General features: G+C 70.7%; 25 protein-coding genes. 20 read left to right on the plus strand and 5 right to left on the minus strand.

Translation table 11 applies throughout. From position 1 onward, the window contains the following. Positions 1-25: 25 nt before the first annotated feature. A complete protein-coding gene (locus K6753_RS11580) occupies positions 26-1,249 on the minus strand; it encodes a PQQ-dependent sugar dehydrogenase (RefSeq protein WP_223676616.1) in 1,224 nt (407 codons plus the stop codon). A 34-nt stretch (positions 1,250-1,283) separates the two neighbouring features. After that, positions 1,284-1,781, minus strand: coding sequence for a hypothetical protein (locus K6753_RS11585; RefSeq protein WP_223676617.1), 498 nt, complete (start codon positions 1,779-1,781; stop codon positions 1,284-1,286). A 216-nt stretch (positions 1,782-1,997) separates the two neighbouring features. On the opposite strand from K6753_RS11585, the gene K6753_RS11590 reads away from it, so the two are divergent. From K6753_RS11590 to K6753_RS11655, 14 genes are all read left to right on the plus strand, one after another. Beyond that, on the plus strand, positions 1,998-2,480 hold the full coding sequence (locus tag K6753_RS11590) for a hypothetical protein (protein WP_223676618.1): 483 nt from the start codon (positions 1,998-2,000) through the stop codon (positions 2,478-2,480). Positions 2,481-2,493: 13 nt separating this feature from the next. Then, the gene (locus K6753_RS11595; RefSeq protein ID WP_223676619.1) at positions 2,494-2,697 is read left to right on the plus strand and encodes a CPXCG motif-containing cysteine-rich protein; all 204 of its coding nucleotides are present in this window, start codon (positions 2,494-2,496) and stop codon (positions 2,695-2,697) included. Positions 2,698-3,053: 356 nt separating this feature from the next. Continuing rightward, complete coding sequence (locus tag K6753_RS11600) at positions 3,054-3,425, plus strand: EF-hand domain-containing protein (RefSeq protein WP_223676620.1); 372 nt, start codon at positions 3,054-3,056, stop codon at positions 3,423-3,425. Between the two features lie 176 nt (positions 3,426-3,601). Further along, positions 3,602-4,357, plus strand: a complete 756-nt coding sequence (locus K6753_RS11605) for an HAD family hydrolase (RefSeq protein WP_223676621.1) — start codon at positions 3,602-3,604, stop codon at positions 4,355-4,357. A gap of 297 nt (positions 4,358-4,654) precedes the next feature. Continuing rightward, the gene (locus tag K6753_RS11610) at positions 4,655-5,113 is read left to right on the plus strand and encodes a hypothetical protein (protein ID WP_223676622.1); all 459 of its coding nucleotides are present in this window, start codon (positions 4,655-4,657) and stop codon (positions 5,111-5,113) included. Between the two features lie 143 nt (positions 5,114-5,256). Continuing rightward, positions 5,257-5,742: a hypothetical protein gene (locus K6753_RS11615; protein ID WP_223676623.1), complete on the plus strand. Its 486-nt coding sequence runs from the start codon at positions 5,257-5,259 to the stop codon at positions 5,740-5,742. Further along, positions 5,739-6,332 (plus strand): hypothetical protein, encoded by a 594-nt coding sequence (locus K6753_RS11620; protein ID WP_223676624.1) that lies wholly within the window; start codon positions 5,739-5,741, stop codon positions 6,330-6,332. The genes K6753_RS11615 and K6753_RS11620 overlap by 4 nt, the downstream gene beginning before the upstream one ends. A gap of 4 nt (positions 6,333-6,336) precedes the next feature. Then, positions 6,337-6,753, plus strand: a complete 417-nt coding sequence (locus tag K6753_RS11625) for a GFA family protein (protein ID WP_223676625.1) — start codon at positions 6,337-6,339, stop codon at positions 6,751-6,753. 28 nt (positions 6,754-6,781) lie between these two features. Then, entirely contained in the window at positions 6,782-7,297 is a 516-nt protein-coding gene (locus K6753_RS11630; protein WP_223676626.1) for a GNAT family N-acetyltransferase, read from the plus strand. Between the two features lie 34 nt (positions 7,298-7,331). Then, on the plus strand, positions 7,332-8,360 hold the full coding sequence (gene dusA / locus K6753_RS11635; protein ID WP_223676627.1) for a tRNA dihydrouridine(20/20a) synthase DusA: 1,029 nt from the start codon (positions 7,332-7,334) through the stop codon (positions 8,358-8,360). Beyond that, complete coding sequence (locus K6753_RS11640) at positions 8,357-9,298, plus strand: arginine deiminase-related protein (protein ID WP_223676628.1); 942 nt, start codon at positions 8,357-8,359, stop codon at positions 9,296-9,298. The genes dusA and K6753_RS11640 overlap by 4 nt, the downstream gene beginning before the upstream one ends. Before the next feature lie 157 nt (positions 9,299-9,455). Then, complete coding sequence (locus K6753_RS11645) at positions 9,456-9,812, plus strand: PepSY domain-containing protein (protein WP_425492118.1); 357 nt, start codon at positions 9,456-9,458, stop codon at positions 9,810-9,812. 110 nt (positions 9,813-9,922) lie between these two features. Continuing rightward, positions 9,923-10,606, plus strand: coding sequence for a response regulator transcription factor (locus K6753_RS11650; protein ID WP_223676629.1), 684 nt, complete (start codon positions 9,923-9,925; stop codon positions 10,604-10,606). Positions 10,607-10,720: 114 nt separating this feature from the next. Continuing rightward, positions 10,721-12,115: an ATP-binding protein gene (locus K6753_RS11655; protein WP_223676630.1), complete on the plus strand. Its 1,395-nt coding sequence runs from the start codon at positions 10,721-10,723 to the stop codon at positions 12,113-12,115. 18 nt (positions 12,116-12,133) lie between these two features. Here the strand turns inward: K6753_RS11655 and K6753_RS11660 are convergent, their stop codons facing one another. Together K6753_RS11660 and K6753_RS11665 are read right to left on the minus strand one after the other, a co-directional pair. Then, positions 12,134-12,889 carry a M90 family metallopeptidase gene (locus K6753_RS11660; RefSeq protein WP_319936673.1) on the minus strand — a complete coding sequence of 252 codons (756 nt, stop codon included), beginning with the start codon at positions 12,887-12,889 and terminating at the stop codon, positions 12,134-12,136. A 21-nt stretch (positions 12,890-12,910) separates the two neighbouring features. Continuing rightward, entirely contained in the window at positions 12,911-13,195 is a 285-nt protein-coding gene (locus tag K6753_RS11665) for a hypothetical protein (protein ID WP_223676631.1), read from the minus strand. Between the two features lie 216 nt (positions 13,196-13,411). Between K6753_RS11665 and K6753_RS11670 the strand changes: the two genes are divergently transcribed. Then, complete coding sequence (locus K6753_RS11670) at positions 13,412-15,268, plus strand: DegV family protein (RefSeq protein WP_223676632.1); 1,857 nt, start codon at positions 13,412-13,414, stop codon at positions 15,266-15,268. Here the strand turns inward: K6753_RS11670 and K6753_RS11675 are convergent. Continuing rightward, positions 15,243-15,545 (minus strand): DUF3247 family protein, encoded by a 303-nt coding sequence (locus tag K6753_RS11675; protein WP_223676633.1) that lies wholly within the window; start codon positions 15,543-15,545, stop codon positions 15,243-15,245. The two genes, K6753_RS11670 and K6753_RS11675, sit on opposite strands and share 26 nt — an antisense overlap. A gap of 149 nt (positions 15,546-15,694) precedes the next feature. On the opposite strand from K6753_RS11675, the gene K6753_RS11680 reads away from it, so the two are divergent. The 5 genes from K6753_RS11680 to ligD all read left to right on the plus strand — a co-directional run bounded on the left by K6753_RS11680 (position 15,695) and on the right by ligD (position 20,413). After that, positions 15,695-16,012, plus strand: coding sequence for a DUF6122 family protein (locus K6753_RS11680; RefSeq protein ID WP_223676634.1), 318 nt, complete (start codon positions 15,695-15,697; stop codon positions 16,010-16,012). Between the two features lie 99 nt (positions 16,013-16,111). Continuing rightward, a complete protein-coding gene (locus tag K6753_RS11685; RefSeq protein WP_223676635.1) occupies positions 16,112-16,525 on the plus strand; it encodes a host attachment family protein in 414 nt (137 codons plus the stop codon). 33 nt (positions 16,526-16,558) lie between these two features. Continuing rightward, positions 16,559-16,837 carry a PQ-loop domain-containing transporter gene (locus tag K6753_RS11690; RefSeq protein WP_223676636.1) on the plus strand — a complete coding sequence of 93 codons (279 nt, stop codon included), beginning with the start codon at positions 16,559-16,561 and terminating at the stop codon, positions 16,835-16,837. An 84-nt stretch (positions 16,838-16,921) separates the two neighbouring features. Further along, the gene (ku, locus tag K6753_RS11695) at positions 16,922-17,908 is read left to right on the plus strand and encodes a non-homologous end joining protein Ku (protein WP_223676637.1); all 987 of its coding nucleotides are present in this window, start codon (positions 16,922-16,924) and stop codon (positions 17,906-17,908) included. A gap of 18 nt (positions 17,909-17,926) precedes the next feature. Beyond that, positions 17,927-20,413, plus strand: a complete 2,487-nt coding sequence (gene ligD / locus K6753_RS11700; RefSeq protein ID WP_223676638.1) for a DNA ligase D — start codon at positions 17,927-17,929, stop codon at positions 20,411-20,413. Positions 20,414-20,440: the final 27 nt, after the last annotated feature.

The following is a 20,440-nucleotide window of genomic DNA, read 5'->3' on the forward strand; positions in this document are numbered from 1 at the left end:
TGAGGTGGGTCGCAGCCGCGTGCGGCTACTCCGTGACCGGCGCGTTGGATGCCGCGGGCGGCGACAGGCGCAGCAGGCGGCCACCGCTGCCTTCGCGTTCGTCCTCCAGCACCCACAGGTCGCCGGCCGGGCCCTGCTCGACTTCGCGGATGCGCTGGCCCATGTCGAAGCGCTCGGCCTCGCGCGCGGACGTGCCGTCGAATTCCACCCGCACCAGCGCCTTCGACGACAGGCCGCCGATGAAGCCGTCGCCCTGCCAGTCGGTGAAGCGGTTGCCCGAATAGATGACGAAGCCGGCCGGCGAGATCACCGGTGACCAGGTGATCTCCGGTGCGTTGAACTCGGGCCGGGTGTCGTGGTCGGGGATCTCGCGGCCGTCGTAGTGGTCGCCGTTGGAGACCACCGGGTAGCCGTAGTTCTCGCCGCGCTCGATCAGGTTGAGCTCGTCGCCGCCGGCCGGGCCCATCTCGTGGTTCCACAGCCGGCCCTGCGCGTCGAACGCCAGGCCCAGCGTGTTGCGGTGGCCCAGCGACCACACCTGCGCCGCGACATCGCCCTGATCGGCGAACGGGTTGTCGGCCGGCACGCTGCCATCGTCGTTGAGGCGGATGATCTTGCCCAGGTTGGACGCCATGTCCTGCGCGGGGTCGAACTTCTGGCGCTCACCCGAGCTGATCCACAGCTTGCCGTCCGGCCCGAAGGCGATGCGGTGGCTGTAGTGGCCGCGCCCGGTCACCTTCGGCACCTGGCGCCAGATGACTTCGAGATTCGACAGCGTGCCGCCGTCGGCGGTCAGCGCCAGAGTGCCGCGTGCCACCACGCCGCCACGCGTGTCGCCCTCGCCGGCTTCCGCGTAGCTGAGGTAGACGGTGTTGTTGCGGGCGAAATCCGGGTGCAGCACCACGTCGCCGAGGCCGCCCTGGCCGCCGTAATCGACTTCCGGCACGCCGGCGACGTCGACCATGCGGGTGGCGATGGCGGTCTCGCCCAGCCACACCAGCTTCAGCGTGCCCGGCTTCTCGGTGACCAGCAGGCGCCCGTCGGGCAGGAAGGTCATCGCCCAGGGCTCGTTGAACTGCCCGATCTCGGTGGTGGAGAACGGGCCATCGCTGGTCTCGGTGGCGTCGGCTGCCGGCTCGGTCTGTGCGGGCGCTGCATCGTTCGTAGTGGTGCAGGCCGCAAGCAGCGCGGCAAGGCAGGCGGCGGCCAGCGGGTGGCGCACGCCGGCTCGGGACGTGGGTCGGGTCATCGAATCCTCTCCGTGGGTGTAAAGGGCAAAACGGTCAGGCCATCACCTTGGACGCCTCGAACGGCAGCAGCCGCCCGCCAGCGCCGGTCATGGCCGGCGTTGCGGCATCGAGCAGCGGCTTGTCGCCGTCGACCACGACCAGGATGTTGCCGGCCTTGATCTCGGCGTCGAATTTGGCACGGATCGGGTCGGGCAGTGACGAGCCCACCAGTGCCGACGCCCAGCAGCCGACCATCGCGCCGGCCACGGTCATGGCCGCCGCGCCGGCCAGCGTCAGGCCGATCGGCGTGACCACGACCGCCACCAGCCCGGCCAGCAGCCCCGCGGCGCCGCCATAGCCCGCGCCGCGCACGGCGGCCGGCATGAAATCGGTGTCGGCCTCCTTGCGTTCGTTGGGGATGGATTCCAGCTCGATGTCCGAACGCGCGACCAGCAGCAGGTCGTCGTCCTCGATGCCGACGCCGCGCGCGGCATCCATCACCGCGGTGGCGGTGGCCAGGTCGGGCGTGCTGAATACGTGTCGGGTCTTCATCGGCACTCCTGTCCTCGTCTGCGTGTCAGGGCGCGCGTGGGGCGCGGCCGGGAGGCGCTGCAGCGGCGTACGTTCCCCGCCAGCCGCGCGCCCGCCAGCTTTGCGCCGGCGCGGTTACCGACGCGTGACGGGCGCCGGGGCGCGCGGGGTGTTCACGGCGGCGTCGCTACGCTCGGCGGCCCGTCCCGTCGGGACCGCCCCTTCCGGAGCCTGGCCATGCGCATCGCGACCCGCGTCATTCCACTGCTGGCGGCTGCCCTCGTGGTGGCGTGCCAGGCCGATGCACCCGAGCCCGTGCTCGATACGGCATCGCCGGCCACCGCCGACACCGCGCTGCAGCCGGCGCGTTCGACCGACACCGCCACGGTGCCCGTGCCCGAGCCCGCCAATGCGGCGACGCCCGCGCCGGGCTTCGTCGACCGCACGTGGGTGGTGCAGGCGTCGTCGGCCGTCGCCGAAGGCACCACCTACCGGTTCAATGGCGATGGCCGGCTGGAGATCACCGGGCCGGACGGCGGCGCGCCCATGGCCGGCGAGTGGCGCGCGCTGGACGAGTCACGCATCGAGATGACCGAGGAGGGGATCGACTACACCGTCGACATCCTCGAGCGGGGCGATGCGCGCCTGCGGCTGCGCAGCCACAACCCCGGCGAGCCCGTCGACATCACGCTGGTGCCGGCCGCGGCGCCCGCCCAATGATGCGGGGCCGGTGATGCTGCACGAGGTCGATATCCACTGCCCCTATTGCGGCGAACCGCTGCAGCTGCTGGTCGACGCGTCGGAGGGCGACGCGTCGGAGGGCGACGCGCGGCTGGTGGAGGACTGCCACGTGTGCTGTCGGCCGATCGAACTGCAACTGCATGTCGACACCGACGGCACGGTCTCGGTTCTGGCTTCGACCGACAACGACGCGTGAGGCCGGGGCCGGCTAGCGACCGGATCGCGGGCCGTGTGTCGGCGATGCCGCACCACCGGTCGAAGGAAACGTAAATGTTGTGTTCCGTTCATGTCGGCGGCGGCGCTCGATGTGGCTTGAACCGTGACCCGGCGCGCACTCGCAGGCGCCGTTGCGCCGCGCCTAGCGCGGACGGTTCAGCAGCGGGTTAAACGGATGTAATGCCGCGTTCCGCGAGGGGCGGGCGATTCATTCGGGGGTGGGCAGGGTGGGGCCCGTGCGGCAGCAGTGCACGACAAGACCGCGCACCGGGCATGGCCCGGTTGTCCCTACTTACCGGGTCCGCGCTGGACCCGGGCTTTTCCAGGAGATCCTCCATGAACTTTTCCCCCCGCAAGACCGCGCTCGCCACCGTCGCCGCCCTGATGCTGGCCGCCCCGGCCGCCTTTGCACAGGAGCAGGCCGCCCCGCCGGCCGACCCGGCCCCCGTCGCCACCCCGGAACCGGCCCCGCAAGGCAACGCCATGAGCTGGACGGACGTGGACACCAACAAGGACGGCAACGTCGGCAAGGACGAGTCGGCCGTGGTGCCGGCGCTGTCGCAGGTCTTCGACCAGGCGGACGCCGATGCCGACGGCCAGCTGACGCCGCCGGAGTACCAGGCATTCGTCGCCAAGGCGCAGGCCGGCGGCGCGGCCCCGGCGCCGACCGGTGGCGAGGCCGAAGCCCCCACCGACGGCGGCGAGTAACGCTGGAGCCGGACCCGCGGTAGCGGGTCCGCTGGCCGCCCGGGAGCGACGAGTCCCGGTCACCGGCTCCCCTGCGTGGCGGGCGGTCTTCGGGGCCGCCCGCCTTTTTGTTTGCGACGACGGTGCAGCCCAGCGTGCAAAAGCCGTCGATCACGATGCGGCGTCATACTTGCGCCATGAGTGCAGCCCAAGACGTCGGCACGTCCGGTGCCATTCGCCTGGTCGGCTTCGATGCCGACGACACGCTCTGGCGCAGCCAGGACTATTTCGACGCCGCGCAGCTCGAGTTCGAACGCATCGTCGGCGCCTATGTCGACCTGCAGGACGCGCGCGTCCACGAGCGCCTGTACGAGGTGGAGCGCGGCAACCTCGCCCTGTTCGGCTACGGCGTGAAGGGCATGGTGCTGTCGATGGTGGAGGCCGCCGTCGCGATCACCGATGCGCGCATCCAGGCGGTCGACCTGCATCGCATCGTCGGCCTGGGCAAGGAGCTGCTGCGCCATCCGGTCGAGCTGCTGCCGGGCGTGCCCGAAGCGGTGGAGGCGATCGCCGAGCATTTCGACGTGGTGCTGATCACCAAGGGCGACCTGTTCCACCAGGAAGCCAAGGTGCGCCAGTGCGGCCTGGCCGAGCGCTTCCGCCGGATCGAGATCGTCAGCGAAAAGGACCCGGGCACGTACGCGCGCGTGCTTGGGGAGTTCGACCTGCCGCCGGCATCGTTCGTGATGATCGGCAACTCGCTGCGGTCCGACATCGCCCCGGTGCTGGAACTGGGCGGCTGGGGCATCCACACGCCGTACCACACGACCTGGGCGCACGAGGCGGTGGTGGACATCGCCGAAGACGCGCCGCGCCTCGTGCGCACCGCGTCGGCTGCGGATTGGTTCGAAGCCGTCGCACGCGTATCGCGGATGGCGGCAGCGGACCGCTGAGGTCGCGCACCCGCGATGGTGCGCGGCATCGTCAAGCGCGCTGGACGGGTTCGCAGTGCCGAGCGATGCGGTCGGCTACCGGGCCGGTGCGCTTCGACGATGACGGCGACGGAACAGACGAAGACCGCGACGGCCACTGACCGGCACGCCGTCTGAACGCCGGGCTGCACAGCGCAGCCCTGTAAGCGTTTGCATCGGAATCGTTAAAAGCATGTTCATTGCCGCTCGGCCAAGGTCGTCTTCGGCAGCGCACCGTGCGGCTGCCGGAACACCGAAGAGATGAGAAGGAGAGCGCAGATGAACACCGTGTCCCGCTGGTTCGCCCCGGTCGTCCTCGCCGCGGGTCTTGGCATCGCGGGCATGGCGCCCGCGCCCGCCCAGGCCCAGAGCAGCCATGACGTCGCCCGCGTCATCGTCGACGTCGCCGACGTGATCTTCCGCAGCGGCCAGCCGTACTACCGCCATGGCAATTACGGGTACAACGACCGCCTGGTCATCGTGCGCGACCGATGGGGTCGTCCGACCTACTACCGCAACGCCCCGCGCCGCGTGGTCTATCGCAACGGCCCGCCGTACGGAAACGCCTACGGCTATTACGCCAACGGCCCCGGCAGCCGCAACGTGCATTGCAAGAAGAACGGCCGCTGCGAGGTCCGCTATTACGACCCGCGGTACGACCGCAAGCGCTGGGACCGCGATGACCGGTATGACCGCCGCGACCGTCGCCACGGCCGCCGCTGGCACGACGACGACTGAAACCAGGGGCCTTGATGTGCCAAGCGCGGTCAGCGCTGGCCCCCATTTCCGGAACGGCGCCCCCTGCGGGTGCCGTTTCGCGTTTTCTGGCTTATCGTCACCGTATTCCCGGCCTCACGGGCCGCCACTGCTGGAGTAGACCGATGAAAGGCAACTCAACGACTGGTGGTACCGGTAACCGGTGGCTGAAAGGGCGCCGCGCCGCGGCTGGCCTGGTCGCATCGGTGCTGCTCGGTGCATTGGCGCTCGCGCCGGTCAACGCACAAGGCCCCGTGGACTGTCGGTTGACGTTCGATCTCGCCGGCTGGTCGGTGTTCTACAAGACTGCATCGGGCACCGGAACGGTCACCTGTGACAACGGCCAGCGCATGGCCGTGAAGATCGAAACCCGCGGCGGCGGGCTGAGCGTCGGCAAGTCGAAGATCGAGAACGGCGTGGGCGAGTTTTCCGGCGTCAGCGACATCCAGGAGGTTCTGGGCACGTACGCCGCCGCCGAGGCGCACGCCGGCGCGGCCAAGTCCGGCAGCGCCCAGGTGGTGACCAAGGGCGACATCTCGCTGGCGCTGGCGGGTACGGGCGAGGGCTGGGACGTGGGAGTGTCCTTCGGCGCATTCACGATTTCGCGGTGAACCCGGCACTGGATGCTCCGCACCGCCGCGGTGCGGGCGCGTGGTTGATGGCCGCCGCGTTGTGCGTTGCGAGCGTCGCGTCGTTCGCCCAGGCGCCGAAGCCCACCGCGTCAGCGCCGGTTGAGGTGGTGGGCACCGGCGACGTCTGGCTCGACAACTACCTGGCCGACGTCAATGTGTACGGCCGCCAGTACCGCGCGGCGTTCGTCGACGAACTGGTGCGCTACTACGCCGCGCCGCGCGCGATGGCCGTGCAACTGCTGGACGGGGATGGCTGGCGACCGGGCGACCTCTTCCTGGCGTGCGCGGTCGCGCAGCGGCGCGGGCGGCCCTGCCGGTACGTCGTGGAGCGGCTCGATGCCGCGCAGGGCTGGACGCCGCTCCTGCAGGCGCACGACATGGCGGCAGGATCGCCCGACCTGCACCGCATCAAGCGCGACCTCGTCGATACCTACCGCCGCTGGGCGCGACCGATCCTGCTGGATGTCGCACTGCAGGCGGATTTCCCCGAGCGCGCGAAGGACCCGGCCAACCGCTTCGTCGCACCGGCACCGGCGCCGGCCCCGGCCGACGGAGAGGAACGGAACTAGCGTCATGCAGGCTGTCGACGATGTCGCGGGGACGCACACGCGCGCAGGCGGCTGCCATTGCGGCCGTGTGCGGTTCGAGGTCGATGCGCCTGCCCCCGCGACGTTGTTGGACTGCAACTGCTCGATCTGTCGCATGACCGGCTACCTGCACCTGATCGTGTCGGAGACATCCTTCCGGCAACTTGAAGGAGGCGACGCGCTGGTCGAGTACCGCTTCAACACGGGCGTGGCGCGCCACCTGTTCTGCGGCCACTGCGGGATCAAGCCGTTCTATGTCCCGCGCAGCCACCCCGACGGCGTCAGCGTCAACGCCCGCTGCCTGGACGGAGGCGTTCCCGTCGACGCCCGCGTCGTTGCCTTCGACGACAATGACCGCGACACGGCCACGGCGGCATGGGCCGGTCTGTCCCGGCCCGGATGAGCGCAAACGACCGATGAGCTGCACGTCCATGGACTCGCCCACCAACCCGCCCGAGGCGTCGCCAGACGGTGGCATCCGCGTGGTGGATTACGACCCGCGTTGGCGCGCCGATTTCGCCCGTCTCAACATCGAATGGCTGGAGCGCTGGTTCGTGGTCGAGCCCATCGATCGCGAGGTGCTGTCCGACCCGGAGACGCACATCCTCGCGGGTGGCGGCCGCGTCCTGTTCGCCGTCGACGGATGCGGCCATGCGCTGGGTACCGTGGCCCTGCTCCACGAGGGCGACGGCGTCTACGAGCTGACCAAGATGGCCGTCGACCCGGCGACCCGCGGCCGCGGCATCGGCCGGACGTTGATGCAGGGCGCACTGCGTACCTTCCGGTCGCTGGACGGCCGCGAACTGTTCCTGGAGTCCAGCAGCAAGCTGGCCCCGGCGATTGCGCTGTACCAGAGCGTCGGCTTCGTCCACCACCCGGCCCCGCGTCCCGGCTCGCACTACGCCCGTGCCGACGTCTACATGGTGTGGGAGCCCGCGGGCGGGTAAGGCGGCGGGTCACGGCTCCGTACAATGGCCGGCCATGACCTCCAATCCCCCGATCCAGGCCGACTACCTGCGCCTGTCCGTCGCGCCGATGATGGACTGGACGGACTCGCATTGCCGGGTCTTCCACCGGCTGCTGGCGCCGCACGCGCGGCTCTACAGCGAGATGGTGCATGCGAACGCCGTCATCCATGGCGACCGCGCGCGGCTGCTGGCGATGGATCCGGTCGAACACCCGGTGGCGTTGCAGCTGGGTGGCAGCGACCCGGCGCTGCTCGCGCAGGCGGCCCGCATCGGCGCCGAGCGCGGCTTCGACGAGATCAACCTCAACTGCGGCTGTCCGTCCGACCGGGTGCAGGCCGGCCGGTTCGGGGCGTGCCTGATGCGCGAACCGGTGCTGGTGGCCGAGTCCGTGGCCGCCATGATCGACGCCGTGCCCGCGCACGTACCGGTGACGGTGAAGTGCCGGCTGGGCGTCGACGACGACCACGACTATGATCGCTTCGCCGCCTTCATCGATGCGATCGCGGACGCCGGTTGCGGCATGTTCGTGGTGCACGCGCGCAACGCGTGGCTGCAGGGGCTCAGCCCGAAGGAAAACCGCGAGGTGCCGCCGCTGCGCTACGACTGGGCGTACCGGCTCAAGCGCGAGCGGCCCGGCCTGGTGGTGCTGGTCAATGGCGGCATTGCCGATGCCGACGAGGCCACCGCGCACCTGGAGCACGTCGATGGCGCGATGCTCGGGCGCGCTGCCTACCACGACCCCTACCTGCTGCACGTGCTGGAGCACCGCTGGTTCGGCACGCCGCTGCGCACGCGCGGTGAGTTGCTGCGCGCGCTGCGTCCGTACGTCGAAGCGCAACTGGCCGGCGGCGTCTACCTCAAGCACATCGTCCGCCACCTGCTCGGCCTGTTCGCCGGGCAGCACGGCGGCCGCGCGTTCCGTCAGGTGCTGAGCGAAGGGGCGCACCGCCCCGGCGCCGACTGGCGACTGGTGGAGAAGGCGCTGTCGCTGACCGAGCGCGAGCCGCGCCAGCCGCTGCAGGTGGCCGGCGGGGCGGCATGATCACGCGTGATCCACGACGGTTTGCCGCGTTAGCAGCCGGCCTGGCTCCGGACTTCGGGCCGGCGACCGCGCGCGCGGCGTTCCTGGTCGCGCCGGACGGCTTCGCGCTGGCCGGGGAGTCGGCGTCGGACAACCGCTACATGGCGGGCGCAGGCGCATTCGACGCGCCGCGCGCGCTGGCGCAGCACCGCGCGCTGCACCAGGCGCTGTCGGCGACGCTGCCCACCGCGTGCTTCGCCGGGCACGCGGACACGCCCGATGCCCTGTTTCCCAACAACGTCTTCGCCACGGCGCGGCCTGATGCAGCCGTCGATGCCGCCGCCGCGCCGCGCCTGGTTGTCGGGCGCATGCGACACCCGGTGCGTCAGCGCGAGGCCGCCCGCAGCGACATCCGCGCCTGGTTCACCGACATGCTGGGCTACGAGCCGGTCGACCTGTCCGGGCAGCCGCACCCGTGCGAGCTGACCGGCGCGCTGGTCATCGACCGCGCCCGTGGCATCGGCATCGTCGGCCTGTCCGAGCGCTGCGACGAGACGGGCGCACGGCTGATGCACGAGGCCTTCGGCCTGCGGGCCACGCTGCTGCTCGAGCTGGCTGCAGGCGAGTACCACGCCAACGTCGTGCTCGCGATCCTGGCCGGCCGCGCGGTGCTTGCCGCACCGGCGGGCTTTGCCACGCCGGCCGCGCTGGATGCGCTGGATGCGCTCTACCCGGGTCGCGTCATCCGGCTGTCTGCGAAGGAGCACGCCGCGTTCGCAGGCAATGCCATCGCGCTGGACGCGGGCACGGTCTGGATGAGCGCCGGTGCCGGCGCGGCACTGTCCGACGCCACCCGGGCCGCGTTGGCAGCGGCGGGCTTCGCGGTACGCACGGTTGAGATGGAGGCCATCGAAGCGGCCGGAGGCTCGTTGCGGTGCTGCGTGGGTGAAGTCTTCTGATCCAAGGGCGGGCGGGGCTCGCAGCTGAATGGGGCCCGGGATGTGAAGAAAAAGTTCATTGCGGATTCACTGCCCGCTTCCAAGAATGCCCTTCTCACTCGCAGCTTCCGGTCCGTGCGCGCCCAGTCTGGCGCGCCAGTGCCGTCGTCGGAGAACCATGACCCGTTTCCGCCTCGTGCTTGTTCCACTCGCCTTCGCCGCCCTTGTTGCGGCGTCGATGGGCGATGCCCGGGCACAGCGGGGGCCGGAGCGTGAGGCTCCGCGGCACGACCGGGGCGAGCGCGGCGCCGATCGCCGTGCGCTTTCGGACGCGGTGCGCCGCGTCGAGCGCCGCACCGGCGGGCAGGTGCTGAGCGCCGAGCGCGTGCCGTTCGACGGCCGCGACGTCAACCGGGTGAAGGTGCTCGATTCCAGCGGGCGCATCCGCGTCTACATGGACGATCCGCGGGCCGGTCGCGGCGACGAGCGGCCCGAGCGTGGCGCCCCGCGGCGTACACGCGGCGACGACGACTGACGTCTCAATCTGACTGGGTCGGCCACGCGCCTCCGGTGCGTAGAGCCACCCCAACAGGTCGGTCCACGCCGCACCGCATCCAGAACAAGAAACCAGACACGGGAGTCACCATGCGCATTCTGCTGGTCGAAGACGAGGCGCCTCTGCGCGAAACCCTGGCCGCACGACTCAAGCGCGAAGGGTTCGCGGTCGATGCTGCGCAGGACGGCGAAGAAGGCCTGTACATGGGCCGCGAAGTGCCGTTCGACCTGGGCATCATCGACCTGGGCCTGCCGAAGATGTCCGGCATGGAGCTGATCAAGGCGCTGCGTGACGAAGGCAAGAAGTTCCCGGTGCTGATCCTCACCGCGCGCTCGAGCTGGCAGGACAAGGTAGAAGGCCTCAAGCAGGGCGCGGACGATTACCTCGTCAAGCCCTTCCACGTCGAAGAGCTGCTGGCCCGCCTCAATGCACTGGTGCGCCGCGCCGCCGGCTGGAGCAAGCCGAGCCTGGAATGCGGCCCGGTGACGCTCGACCTGGCGGCGCAGACCGTCAGCGTGCACGGCAACAACGTCGACCTGACCAGCTACGAGTACAAGGTGCTGGAGTACCTGATGATGCACGCCGGCGAGCTGGTGTCGAAGGCCGACCTCACCGAGCACATCTACCAGCAGGATTTCGACCGCGACTCCAACGTGCTGGAGGTCTTCATCGGCCGCCTGCGCAAGAAGCTCGACCCCGACGGCAGCCTCAAGCCGATCGAGACGGTGCGCGGCCGCGGTTACCGCTTCGCGATTCCGCGCAGCGGCGAGTGACCGCCGCGCAGAGCGGCGCGTGATCGCACCTTCCAACGACGCCGGCGCCGGTGAACCGCGCCGGCGTCCGTGCGAACATCGCCGGCAGATTTCATCGGGCGCGCGATACGCACCATGAGCTGGGGCCAACCCCGATCCCTCCAGGCACGACAGCTGCTGGCGGCCAGTCTCGGACTGCTCGCCTTTCTTGCGTTGGCCGGGTATGCGCTCGACCGCGCGTTCCTGGAGACCGCCGAGAGCAACCTGCGGCAACGCCTCAAGAGCTACGCGCTGGCCTACGCGGCCGAGGGCGAGTTCGCGCGCAGCGGCGAGTTCATCCCGCCGTACGAGGCCATCGACCCGCGCCTGGAGATGCCCGGCAGCGGCCTGTATGCCGAGGTGGTGTTCCCCAACGGGCATTGGGATTCGCCGTCGGCGGTGGGGCCGGAACTGCCGGCCGGCACCATGCTGCCCGCGCGCACCGAGCGCTTCGAGGGCCCGCTGCCCATCGTCGAACTCGACGGTGCACCCGGTGAGGCCTACCGGTTCGGCTACGGCGTGATCCAGGACCCGGGCGATGCACGCGGCGAGTTCCCGTACACGATCTACATCCTCGAGAACACCACGCAGCTCTCGCGCCAGGTCGAGGTGTTCCGCGAGGCGCTGTGGCAGTACCTCGGCGGCGCCGGCCTGATCCTGCTGCTGCTGCAGGGCCTGATCCTGCGCTGGAGCCTGTTGCCGCTGCGGCGGGTGATCGAGGAGCTCAAGCGCGTGCAGCGCGGCTTGGCCTCGCGGATGAGCGAGCGCCACCCGCGCGAGCTCGAGCCGCTGACCGAAAGCATCAACGCCTTCATCGAGAGCGAGCGCGAGAACCTGGACCGCCAGCGCAACACGCTGGCCGACCTCGCCCACAGCTTGAAGACACCGCTGGCGGTGCTGCGCGCGCGCCTGGAGGACCAGGCGCCGGAAGCCGAGCTGCGCGAGGAGGTCGACCACCAGCTGCGGCGCATGGGCGACCTCGTGTCCTACCAGCTGGCGCGCGCGGCATCGGCCGGCCACGCATTGTTTGCCGCGCCGATCGCGATCGAACCGCACGCCGAGCAGATCGTGCGCGGGCTGGAAAAGGTGTACGCGTCCAAGGGCGTGCTGTGCGAATTCGAGCTGGCCGAGGGCGTGCAGTTCCACGGCGAACCGGGGGACCTGCAGGAGCTGCTCGGCAACCTGCTGGAGAACGCGTTCAAGTGGGCGCGCTCGCGCGTGCTGCTGACGGTGCGGCCGGGCGAGGTCGCCGGCAACCGTCGCCCGGGCCTGCTGATCGCGGTCGACGACGACGGCCCGGGCATCCCCGAGGAGAAGGTCGCGCTGATCCTGCAGCGTGGCGTGCGCGGCGACGAGCGCGTGCAGGGCCACGGCATCGGACTGGCGATCGTGCAGGACATCGTGCGCGGCTACCGCGGCACGCTGGAGGTATGCCCGTCGGAGGAGTTGGGCGGCGCGCGGTTCGAGGTGAAGCTGCCGCCGGGCCTCTAGGCGCGGGCGGCCGGCGCGTCAGCCGCGCGCGAGCGGCGGTTTACCGTAGAAGCGACGCAGGTGGTCGGCCACGTCCGGCATCGTTTCGCGCAGCAGGGCCGGGTCGCTGAAGTGGTACTCGGTGGCGACCGCGAAGAACTCTTCCGGTGCCTCGGCGGCATAGCCATCGATGGCGGTGTCGTGTCCGGCATCGACCTGCGCGGCCAGCGCGTCGAACGCGCGCTGGAAGTCGGCCGCCCACTGCTTCTGCCACGGGCGTGGCAGCGGCGGCGTGCCGTCCAGGACGCCGTCGAGCGCGTCGATCTTGTGCGCCATCTCGTGCGTGGCCACGCAGAAGCCGGCGGTCGGGTCCTCGCAGTCGGCCATCACGTCGGCCCAGGACAGTACCAGCGGGCCGGCCTGCCAGGCTTCGCCGATGAGTTCGTCTTCCCACTCGTGCATGACGCCGGCGGCGTCGACGTGGGTACGGTTCACGCGGAACGCGTCGGGATAGACGATCAGCTGCGACCAGCCGCGCAGGCCGGCTTCACCGAATTCCAGCAGCGGCAGGCAGCACAGGGCCGCGAGCATGCAGCGCTGGCGGGCGTCCAATGCCAGCTCGCCGATCGGGGTGATGGTCTTCTCGTGCAGGAACCGCGCGGACAGGGCGCGCAGGCGCGCATCGCGTTCGGCATCCAGCGGGCGCAGCCACGGCAGCGCATCGCGCGTGTCGCGCCACAGGGCGGGGTCGATCGGGTGGGGCGTGCCGCGCAGGCGTTTGAGCAGGTCGAACAAGCCGTTACCGCCGTACCTGGATCAGCGGAACATCCCCGGGAGGAAACTGTGCCAGCGCGGGGATTGCAGGCGGCCGCCGGTCGGGGCATCGCCATGCACGCTCGGGCGGGCCTTGGTCTCGCGTGCAGGCCGTGCGTCCACGCGGACTGCGGTCGACGGCTTGCGGGCAGAGGCGTCGGACGTGGCCTCGTCGCACGTGCCACTGCCGGGCGTGCTGTGCTTGACCTCGCGGGCGCCGGCAACCGAGGCGCCCGCAACGACCACGGCGCACACGACCGGCAGGATCAGGCGGTGGATTCGGGTCATCTTCGGGTCCTCGGCGGTGGGCGGAGTCCGGCCAGTCACGGACTATAGCGCGATTCGGCGACCGGCCATGGCGACCGGCTGTCGCCGGCATCTCCCCACAGGGATGCGGCCGGGCGGCCGAGGGTTGCACTGCTGCAGGGCAGCATTGGGACTGCGCGGGATCGGGCAGACTCCGGGCCACTCATCCGTGCCACCACCACCCGGACCACCGAGCCCGTGCCAGCAGAGACCACCCTCACCGCACCCGCCCTGCGTCGGGCACTGATCGCTGGCGCCCGGCGCGTCATCGCCGGCCGCGACCGGCTCAACCGGATCAATGTATTCCCGGTGGCCGACGGCGACACCGGCACCAACCTCGCCCAGACCCTGGCCGGGCTGCTCGACGGCGTGCTGCGCGAGCGGAACGGCCACGTCGGCCGCCTGCTGCAGCGCGTCGGCGACGACGCCATCGACGGCGCCCGCGGCAATTCCGGCGCGATCCTCGCGCAGTTTCTCCAGGGCGTCGCCGAGGCGGCGCGCCACGCCGACGTACTCGACGGGCCGACCCTGGCGACCGCCATCCGCCAGGGCGCCGCCAGTGCCCGGGGCGCCCTAGCCCAACCGGTCGAAGGCACCATCCTCAGCGTCATCGATGCGTTTGCGCACGCGATGGAGACGCAGCGCGGCCCGGGCGATAGGTGGCTGGGCTTCGACGGCGCACTCGACCATGCACGCCGGGCCTTGGCGGACACGCCCCGGCAGATGGCGCTGGTGCAGCGCGCCGGCGTCGTGGATGCCGGCGCGCAGGGGTTCGTCGACCTGCTGGAGGGCATTGCCGAGTTCATCGAGGGCGGCCCGCGCGCGCTGCGCATGCACGGCGCGCCGGCGGCAGCCAACGACGGCGGCTTACCCATTCATGCCGAAGACGCGCACGAGGCGTTCGACCCGGTGCGGCGCTGGTGCACCGAGTGCCTGGTGCTGGGCGAGGGCATCGACCGCGACCGGCTCCGCACGGTATTGCAGGGACTCAATGCCGACTCGGTGGTGGTGGCCGGCAGCGCCAGCCGGGTGCGCGTACACGGCCATGTCGCCGCGCCGCAGGCGCTGTACGACGCCTGCGCCGCATTCGGCCGCGTCGAGGGCATGAAAGCCGACGACATGCTGCGCCAGCAGCGCAGCGCCGCGACCCGTCAGCCGGTGGCGGTGGTGGTCGACACCGCCGCGGACCTGCCGGCCGATGTCGCCAACGCGCTGGTCGTGCACGAAGTGCCGGTGCGGGTGGCGGTCGACGGCCGTGACTACCTCGACAAGGTCGGCCTTGCGACGGCCGACTTCTACCGGCGCATGCACGACAGCGCGTCCGCCGGCGCGCCGCTGCCGACCACGAGCCAGCCGCCGCCGGGGGATTTCAGGCGCATGTTCGAGTGCCTGCGCTCGCACCACGCCGATGTCGTCTACGTCGGCCTGTCGCGCGCCGTGTCCGGCACCCTGCAGTCCGCGGAACACGCCGCCGCACGGGTGGAAGGCAGGCGCGTGCACGTGTTCGACACGCTCAACGCCGCCGGCGGGCAGGCGCTGCTGGCGTGGCATGCGGCCGAGCTGGCGGCATCCGGCGCGCACGCAGCGGTGGTCGTGGCCGAACTCGAACGGCTGCGGCCACTGACACTCACCTGGGCAATGGCCCGCGACATCCGCCATGCCGTGCGCGGCGGCCGTATCCCGGCGTGGGCCGCGCCGCTGGTGCGATGGACCGGCCTGACGCCGGTGGCGCGTTTCAAACCGGACGGTCGGTTGGGTGTGTGCGGTGGTCTGTTCGCGCGCGAGCGCGCACCCGAAGCGTTCGCACGCTACGTCGCGCGCCGGTTGCCGGCCGGCATGCGCTGGCGCCTGATCGTGGGGCACTGCGACGCCGCCGGTGACGGCGAGCGGCTGCTGTCCGCGCTGCGGTCGTCCTTGGCTGTCGATGCCGGCCACCTGGTCGAAACCGGACCGGCGATCGGTGCGCATGCGGGGCAGGGTGCACTGCTGGTGTCGGTGCAACCGGCGCCCGGCGCGGTTGCAGGCGACGTCAGCCCGCCGAGAGGCAGTGCCTGACCTCGGCGACCCGGTCCAGCCAGACGTCGTACACGTGCGCCGATTCGGGCGCGTCCATCGCCGGATCCTCCAGTCGCACCAGCGCGTTCATGCCCTCGCGCCCGGCGGCGTCGACGAAGACCTGCAGCGTGGGCCGGGCGGCCACCGTGCCGCGCACCCGGCGCTCGTCGTCCAGGTGCAGTTCGACATGCGCATCGTTGGGCAGCTGGGCGATCAGCGCCCGCAACCGGGCCAGGTCGGCCTCGGCGGTGTAAACGCATTCGGCGGTGGCGGTCACGGGCGGCCTCCGGAAGTGTCGGGGGAGGCCGGCACGCTACGCGCATGACTGCGGGCGGCGGGTGAAGCCATCGCGATTCGATGTCGATTGCGTGGCGCGGCGGCGCCGGCCAGAGTGGCGGCCCGCCCCGAACCCTCCGCACACCGGCCATGGAACCGCGCGCCGCCATCCACCTGCTGCTGCACGTCGCCGTGCCCGCGCTGCTGGCGTGGACGCTGTACCGCGACCGGTTCTGGAAGGCGTTCATGCTGATGCAGCTGGCCTGGCTGATCGACTTGGATCACCTGCTGGCCGACCCCGTGTACGCGCCCGGCCGGTGCAGCATCGGCTTCCATCCGCTGCACACCGCGCCGGCCATCGGCGTCTATACGGTGCTCACGCTGCCCCGGCGGACGCGCATCGTGGGCATCGGCCTGCTCATCCACATCGGGCTGGACGCGATCGACTGCCTGTTGATGCACGCCTGAAGCGCACGCGCGTCTGCATGAATCCTTCGCACCGCGACTGCGCGGCCGTAACAAGCGCGCGCCTAGTGTCGTGGCTCCCCTCTACGCAAAGGAGCTTCCATGTCGACCACGCCGATGCCGCGCATTCCCGCCAACGCCCTGGTCATGGTGGCCGACGGCAACGGTGCCCGCTTGTTCCGCAACGCCGGCACCGATTTCCGCCTGTCGCTGCACCAGGACAGTGTGCTGGAGCCGACGGACATCAATGACGACGGCCCCGCGGGCGTGATGCCGCCCGAGTCGGGCATGCGGATCGACGAAGCCACCTTCGCCAAGCAGCTGGCCCATCGGCTCAACGAAGGGGCGCTGCGGCAGGAGTACGACCACGTGGTGCTCGTGGCCGACCCGCGCACGCTCGGCCAGATGCGCCCGCTGCTGCACAAGGAGGTCGGCCAGCGGATGGTCGCAGAGGTGTCGAAGACGCTGACACGTTCGCCGCTGCCGGACATCGAGCGCGCGCTGTCGGCGTCGTGATGTCGGGGTTGCCCATGCGTCCGGAGGCGCGCCATGGAGCCGGCTGACTGGCTGGGTTGGGCCGCCTCGGCGGTGCTGCTCGCCACGCTCGGCCGGCAGGTCTACAAGGAGTGGAAGGAGCGCCGCACCGACGGCCTCTCGCAGTGGCTGTTCATTGGCCAGCTCACCGCCAGCACGGGCTTCACGATCTACAGCTGGCTGGTGGACAACTGGGTGTTCGTGGTGACCAACCTGGCCTTGCTGGTGACGGCGATTGCCGGCCAACTGATCTACCGGCGCAACCGCCGGTTGGCCGCTCGCGAGAGCGGCTGACCGGCCGCCCGCGCTGGCGACACCGGCATCACGACTCGCCCGGCATGCTCGGCCGCCCGCCCCGCGACGCATTCCGGAGTCCCCATGGCCCGCCCCGTCTGGTCCGGCACCCTCTCCTTCGGCCTGCTCAACATCCCCGTGTCGTTGATGTCCGGCGAGCGGCGCACGGACATCTCGTTCCGCATGCTGGACTCGCGCAACAACACGCCGATCCGCTACGAGCGGGTCAACGCCGAGACGGGCGAGGAAGTGGCGTGGAAGGACATCGTCAAGGCGTTCGAGTACGACAAGGGCAGCTACGTCGTCCTTGAGCCGGGGGACATCAAGTCCGCCGCGCCCGAGAGCCACGGCGCGATCGAGGTCGAGGCGTTCGTCGAACGCGAGGCGGTCGGCCCGCAGTACTTCGAGAAGCCCTACGTGCTGGTGCCGGCCAAGAAGGCCGAGAAGGGCTACGTGCTGCTGCGCGAGTCCTTGGCCCGCACCGGCAAGGTGGGCGTGGCGCGCGTGGTCATCCGCACCCGCGAGCACCTGTGCGCGATCGTGCCGTGCGGGCACGCGCTGATGCTGCTGATGATGCGCTATCCGCAGGAGCTGGTGGACGTCGACGAGTACCGCATCCCGGAGGGGGCCAAGGGCGAGTACCGCATCACCGACAAGGAGCTGAAGTTCTCCGAACAGCTGATCGACTCGATGACCAGCGAGTGGGAACCGGAGCAGTACCGCGACGAGTTCCGCGAGCGGCTGCAGGACGTCATCCAGAAGCGGATGAAGGCCAAGGGCGTGGTCGAACGCGAGGACGAAGAACCGGAGGTCGCCGAGGACGCGACCACCAACGTGGTCGACTTCATGGCGCTGCTGCAGCAGTCGATCGACCGCAACACGCGCACCCCGGCGAAGAAGAAGGCATCCAGGACGACATCCAAGACGACCAAGGCCGCCAAGTCGACGAAGGCGAAAAAGACGACCAGGAAGGCCGCCAAGAAAGCGACCGGCAAGTCGACCGCGAAGAAGGCCGGCAAGGCGGCCGGCAAGAAGACCGCGTCCCGGTCCAAGGCGCGCAAGGCGGCCTGACCCGGGCCGGGCCCCTGCATGAGCCTGCGCGAATACGCCCGCAAGCGCCGCTTCGACGGCACGCCGGAGCCCAGTGGCGAAGGCGCAGCCACGCGGCGCGGCAAGCGGCCGATCTTCGTGGTGCAGCTGCACCATGCGCGTGCGCGCCACTACGACTTCCGGCTGGAGATCGACGGCGCGCTCAAGAGCTGGGCGGTGCCCAAGGGCCCGTCAATGCGGGTGGGCGAGAAGCGGCTCGCGGTGGAGGTCGAGGACCACCCGCTGGACTACGCCGGCTTCGAGGGCGACATCCCCGAGGGCCACTACGGCGCCGGGCATGTCGACGTGTTCGACCATGGCGTGTGGAGCAGCCAGGGCGACCCGCTGGAAGCGATGGCCGCCGGCAAGCTGGATTTCGTGCTCGAAGGCGCGGTGCTGCGCGGCGGCTGGAAGCTGGTGCGCACCGGCATGCGCGGGGCCAAGCCGCAGTGGCTGCTGATCAAGCGCGACGATGCGGAGGCCATCGATGCCGAGGCCGACGACTTCGTGCCGCCGGACAAGGGCGGGACGGGCCGGTCGCCGCCCAAGCGCGCCTCCCGCGCCAAGGCGAAGTCGCCCTCCACCCGGAAAGCGGTGGCGCCGGAAAAGGCGAAGCGAAAGACGAAGCGCCAGGATTGGGCGGGCCGCGCCCGCGCGCTGGACGGCGCGCGCGACTGGCGCGGCCCGCTGCCGCAACCGCAACTGGCCACCCTGAAATCAGCACCGCCCCCGGGCGATGGCTGGTTGCACGAGCTCAAGTGGGACGGCTACCGGATGCTGGCCGACATCGAAGGCGGCCGCGTGCGGCTGCGCTCGCGCAACGGCCTGGACTGGACCGGCGACCACCCGCACATCGTCGCCGCACTGGACGCATTGGGGCTGGACCACGGTTGCCTGGACGGCGAACTGATCGCCCTGGACACCGACGGCCGCAGCGATTTCGCCGCGCTCCAGCACACCCTGTCGGGCCGCGACACGGCCACGCTCCGTTATGTCGTCTTCGACCTGCCGGTGCTGGAACACGTCGACCTGACGAGGACGGCGCTGGTCGACCGGAAGGCGCTGCTGGAACAGCTGCTGGTCGACGCCGACGCCGGCGCGGTCGCCTACAGCCAGCACATCGTCGGCCACGGCGCACGCGTGTTCGAGGCCAGCGGCGGACAGGGCATGGAAGGCATCATCAGCAAGGCGGTGGATGCGCCGTACACACCGGGGCGCTCGGCCACGTGGCTGAAGATCAAGCACTCGCAGGCCGACGAGTTCGTGATCGTCGGCTACACCGCGCCCAAGGGCTCGCGCCGCGGCTTCGGCTCGTTGCTGCTGGCGACGTTCGACCAGGGGCACATGCGCTACGTCGGCCGTGTCGGCACCGGCTTCAACGATGCGCTGCTGCGGCGCCTCGGCGACCGCCTGCGCCGTGACCAGCGCAAGGCCGCGGTACTGGAGCTGCCCGCGCACGTGCCGTTCAAGGCCGGTGACGTGCACTGGGTGGAGCCGGCGGTCGTGGTCGAGGTGGCCTACCGCGGCTGGGGCAAGGAAGGGCTGCTGCGGCACGCCAGCTTCATGCGGATCCGCGATGACAAGGGAGTACGCGACGTGGGCGAACAAACGACAACCGAGGACGCCACCACCATCAGCAGCCCGGGACGCGTGGTGTACCCGGCGCTCAAGCTGACCAAGCAGGACGTGGCCGACTACTACCGCGCCATCGCGCCGCACCTGCTCCCGGAGGTGGTCAACCGGCCGCTGTCGCTGCTGCGCTGCCCCGACGGCGTGGAAGGCACGTGCTTTTTCCAGAAGCACCACGCCGACGCGCTGGGTGCCAACGTGCATGCCACGCCGATCCGCGAGAAGGGCGGCGGCAACGACGACTATCTCTTCATCGACGACGTCGCCGGGCTGATGGACCTGGTGCAGATGAATACCCTGGAGCTGCATCCGTGGGGCGCCCGGGTGGGCGATGTCGAACACCCCGACCGGCTGGTGTTCGACCTGGACCCCGGCGAGGGCGTGGCATGGAAGGCCATCGTCGCGGGTGCTCGCGATATCCGCGACAAGCTCGAGCAGGCGGGGCTGGCGAGCTTCGTGCGGCTGTCGGGCGGCAAGGGACTGCACGTGGTGGCGCCCATCCAGCGCGGGCCGACGTGGACGCAGGTGCGCGACTTCTGCGAAGCCTTCGCCGATGCGATGGCCACGCACCAGCCCACGCGCTACGTCGCCACGGCCAGCAAGGCCAAGCGCAAGGGCGTGATCTTCATCGACTGGCTGCGCAATGGCCGCGGGGCCACCAGCGTCGCCAGCTGGTCGCTGCGTGCGCGCAAGGAGGCCGGCGTGGCGGTCCCGCTGCGCTGGTCGGAACTGGGTCGCACGCGCTCGGGCGCGGACTATCCGATGGCGCGCGCGCTGCAGCGGGCAGCGCGTCTCAAGGGCGATGTCTGGGAGGGGTGGGACGCCGCCACGCGGCAAGCGCTGCCGACCTTCGACTAGGGCGATGTCGCAGTGCGTCCGTGCCGG

This window comes from Novilysobacter selenitireducens (assembly GCF_020026895.1).
Classification (GTDB): Bacteria; Pseudomonadota; Gammaproteobacteria; order Xanthomonadales; family Xanthomonadaceae; genus Lysobacter_C; species Lysobacter_C selenitireducens.

Bases quoted from the DNA above. Each gene is read 5' to 3' on its own strand.
- K6753_RS11605 (WP_223676621.1), top strand. From the start codon at position 3,602: ATGAGTGCAGCCCAAGACGTCGGCACGTCCGGTGCCATTCGCCTGGTC.
- K6753_RS11580 (WP_223676616.1), bottom strand. From the start codon at position 1,249: ATGACCCGACCCACGTCCCGAGCCGGCGTGCGCCACCCGCTGGCCGCC.
- K6753_RS11640 (WP_223676628.1), top strand. From the start codon at position 8,357: ATGATCACGCGTGATCCACGACGGTTTGCCGCGTTAGCAGCCGGCCTG.
- K6753_RS11625 (WP_223676625.1), top strand. From the start codon at position 6,337: ATGCAGGCTGTCGACGATGTCGCGGGGACGCACACGCGCGCAGGCGGC.
- K6753_RS11595 (WP_223676619.1), top strand. From the start codon at position 2,494: ATGCTGCACGAGGTCGATATCCACTGCCCCTATTGCGGCGAACCGCTG.
- K6753_RS11615 (WP_223676623.1), top strand. From the start codon at position 5,257: ATGAAAGGCAACTCAACGACTGGTGGTACCGGTAACCGGTGGCTGAAA.
- K6753_RS11690 (WP_223676636.1), top strand. From the start codon at position 16,559: ATGGAGCCGGCTGACTGGCTGGGTTGGGCCGCCTCGGCGGTGCTGCTC.
- K6753_RS11665 (WP_223676631.1), bottom strand. From the start codon at position 13,195: ATGACCCGAATCCACCGCCTGATCCTGCCGGTCGTGTGCGCCGTGGTC.
- K6753_RS11645 (WP_425492118.1), top strand. From the start codon at position 9,456: ATGACCCGTTTCCGCCTCGTGCTTGTTCCACTCGCCTTCGCCGCCCTT.
- K6753_RS11610 (WP_223676622.1), top strand. From the start codon at position 4,655: ATGAACACCGTGTCCCGCTGGTTCGCCCCGGTCGTCCTCGCCGCGGGT.
- K6753_RS11685 (WP_223676635.1), top strand. From the start codon at position 16,112: ATGTCGACCACGCCGATGCCGCGCATTCCCGCCAACGCCCTGGTCATG.
- ku (WP_223676637.1), top strand. From the start codon at position 16,922: ATGGCCCGCCCCGTCTGGTCCGGCACCCTCTCCTTCGGCCTGCTCAAC.
- K6753_RS11650 (WP_223676629.1), top strand. From the start codon at position 9,923: ATGCGCATTCTGCTGGTCGAAGACGAGGCGCCTCTGCGCGAAACCCTG.
- K6753_RS11600 (WP_223676620.1), top strand. From the start codon at position 3,054: ATGAACTTTTCCCCCCGCAAGACCGCGCTCGCCACCGTCGCCGCCCTG.
- K6753_RS11680 (WP_223676634.1), top strand. From the start codon at position 15,695: ATGGAACCGCGCGCCGCCATCCACCTGCTGCTGCACGTCGCCGTGCCC.
- K6753_RS11655 (WP_223676630.1), top strand. From the start codon at position 10,721: ATGAGCTGGGGCCAACCCCGATCCCTCCAGGCACGACAGCTGCTGGCG.
- K6753_RS11590 (WP_223676618.1), top strand. From the start codon at position 1,998: ATGCGCATCGCGACCCGCGTCATTCCACTGCTGGCGGCTGCCCTCGTG.
- dusA (WP_223676627.1), top strand. From the start codon at position 7,332: ATGACCTCCAATCCCCCGATCCAGGCCGACTACCTGCGCCTGTCCGTC.
- ligD (WP_223676638.1), top strand. From the start codon at position 17,927: ATGAGCCTGCGCGAATACGCCCGCAAGCGCCGCTTCGACGGCACGCCG.
- K6753_RS11630 (WP_223676626.1), top strand. From the start codon at position 6,782: ATGGACTCGCCCACCAACCCGCCCGAGGCGTCGCCAGACGGTGGCATC.
- K6753_RS11585 (WP_223676617.1), bottom strand. From the start codon at position 1,781: ATGAAGACCCGACACGTATTCAGCACGCCCGACCTGGCCACCGCCACC.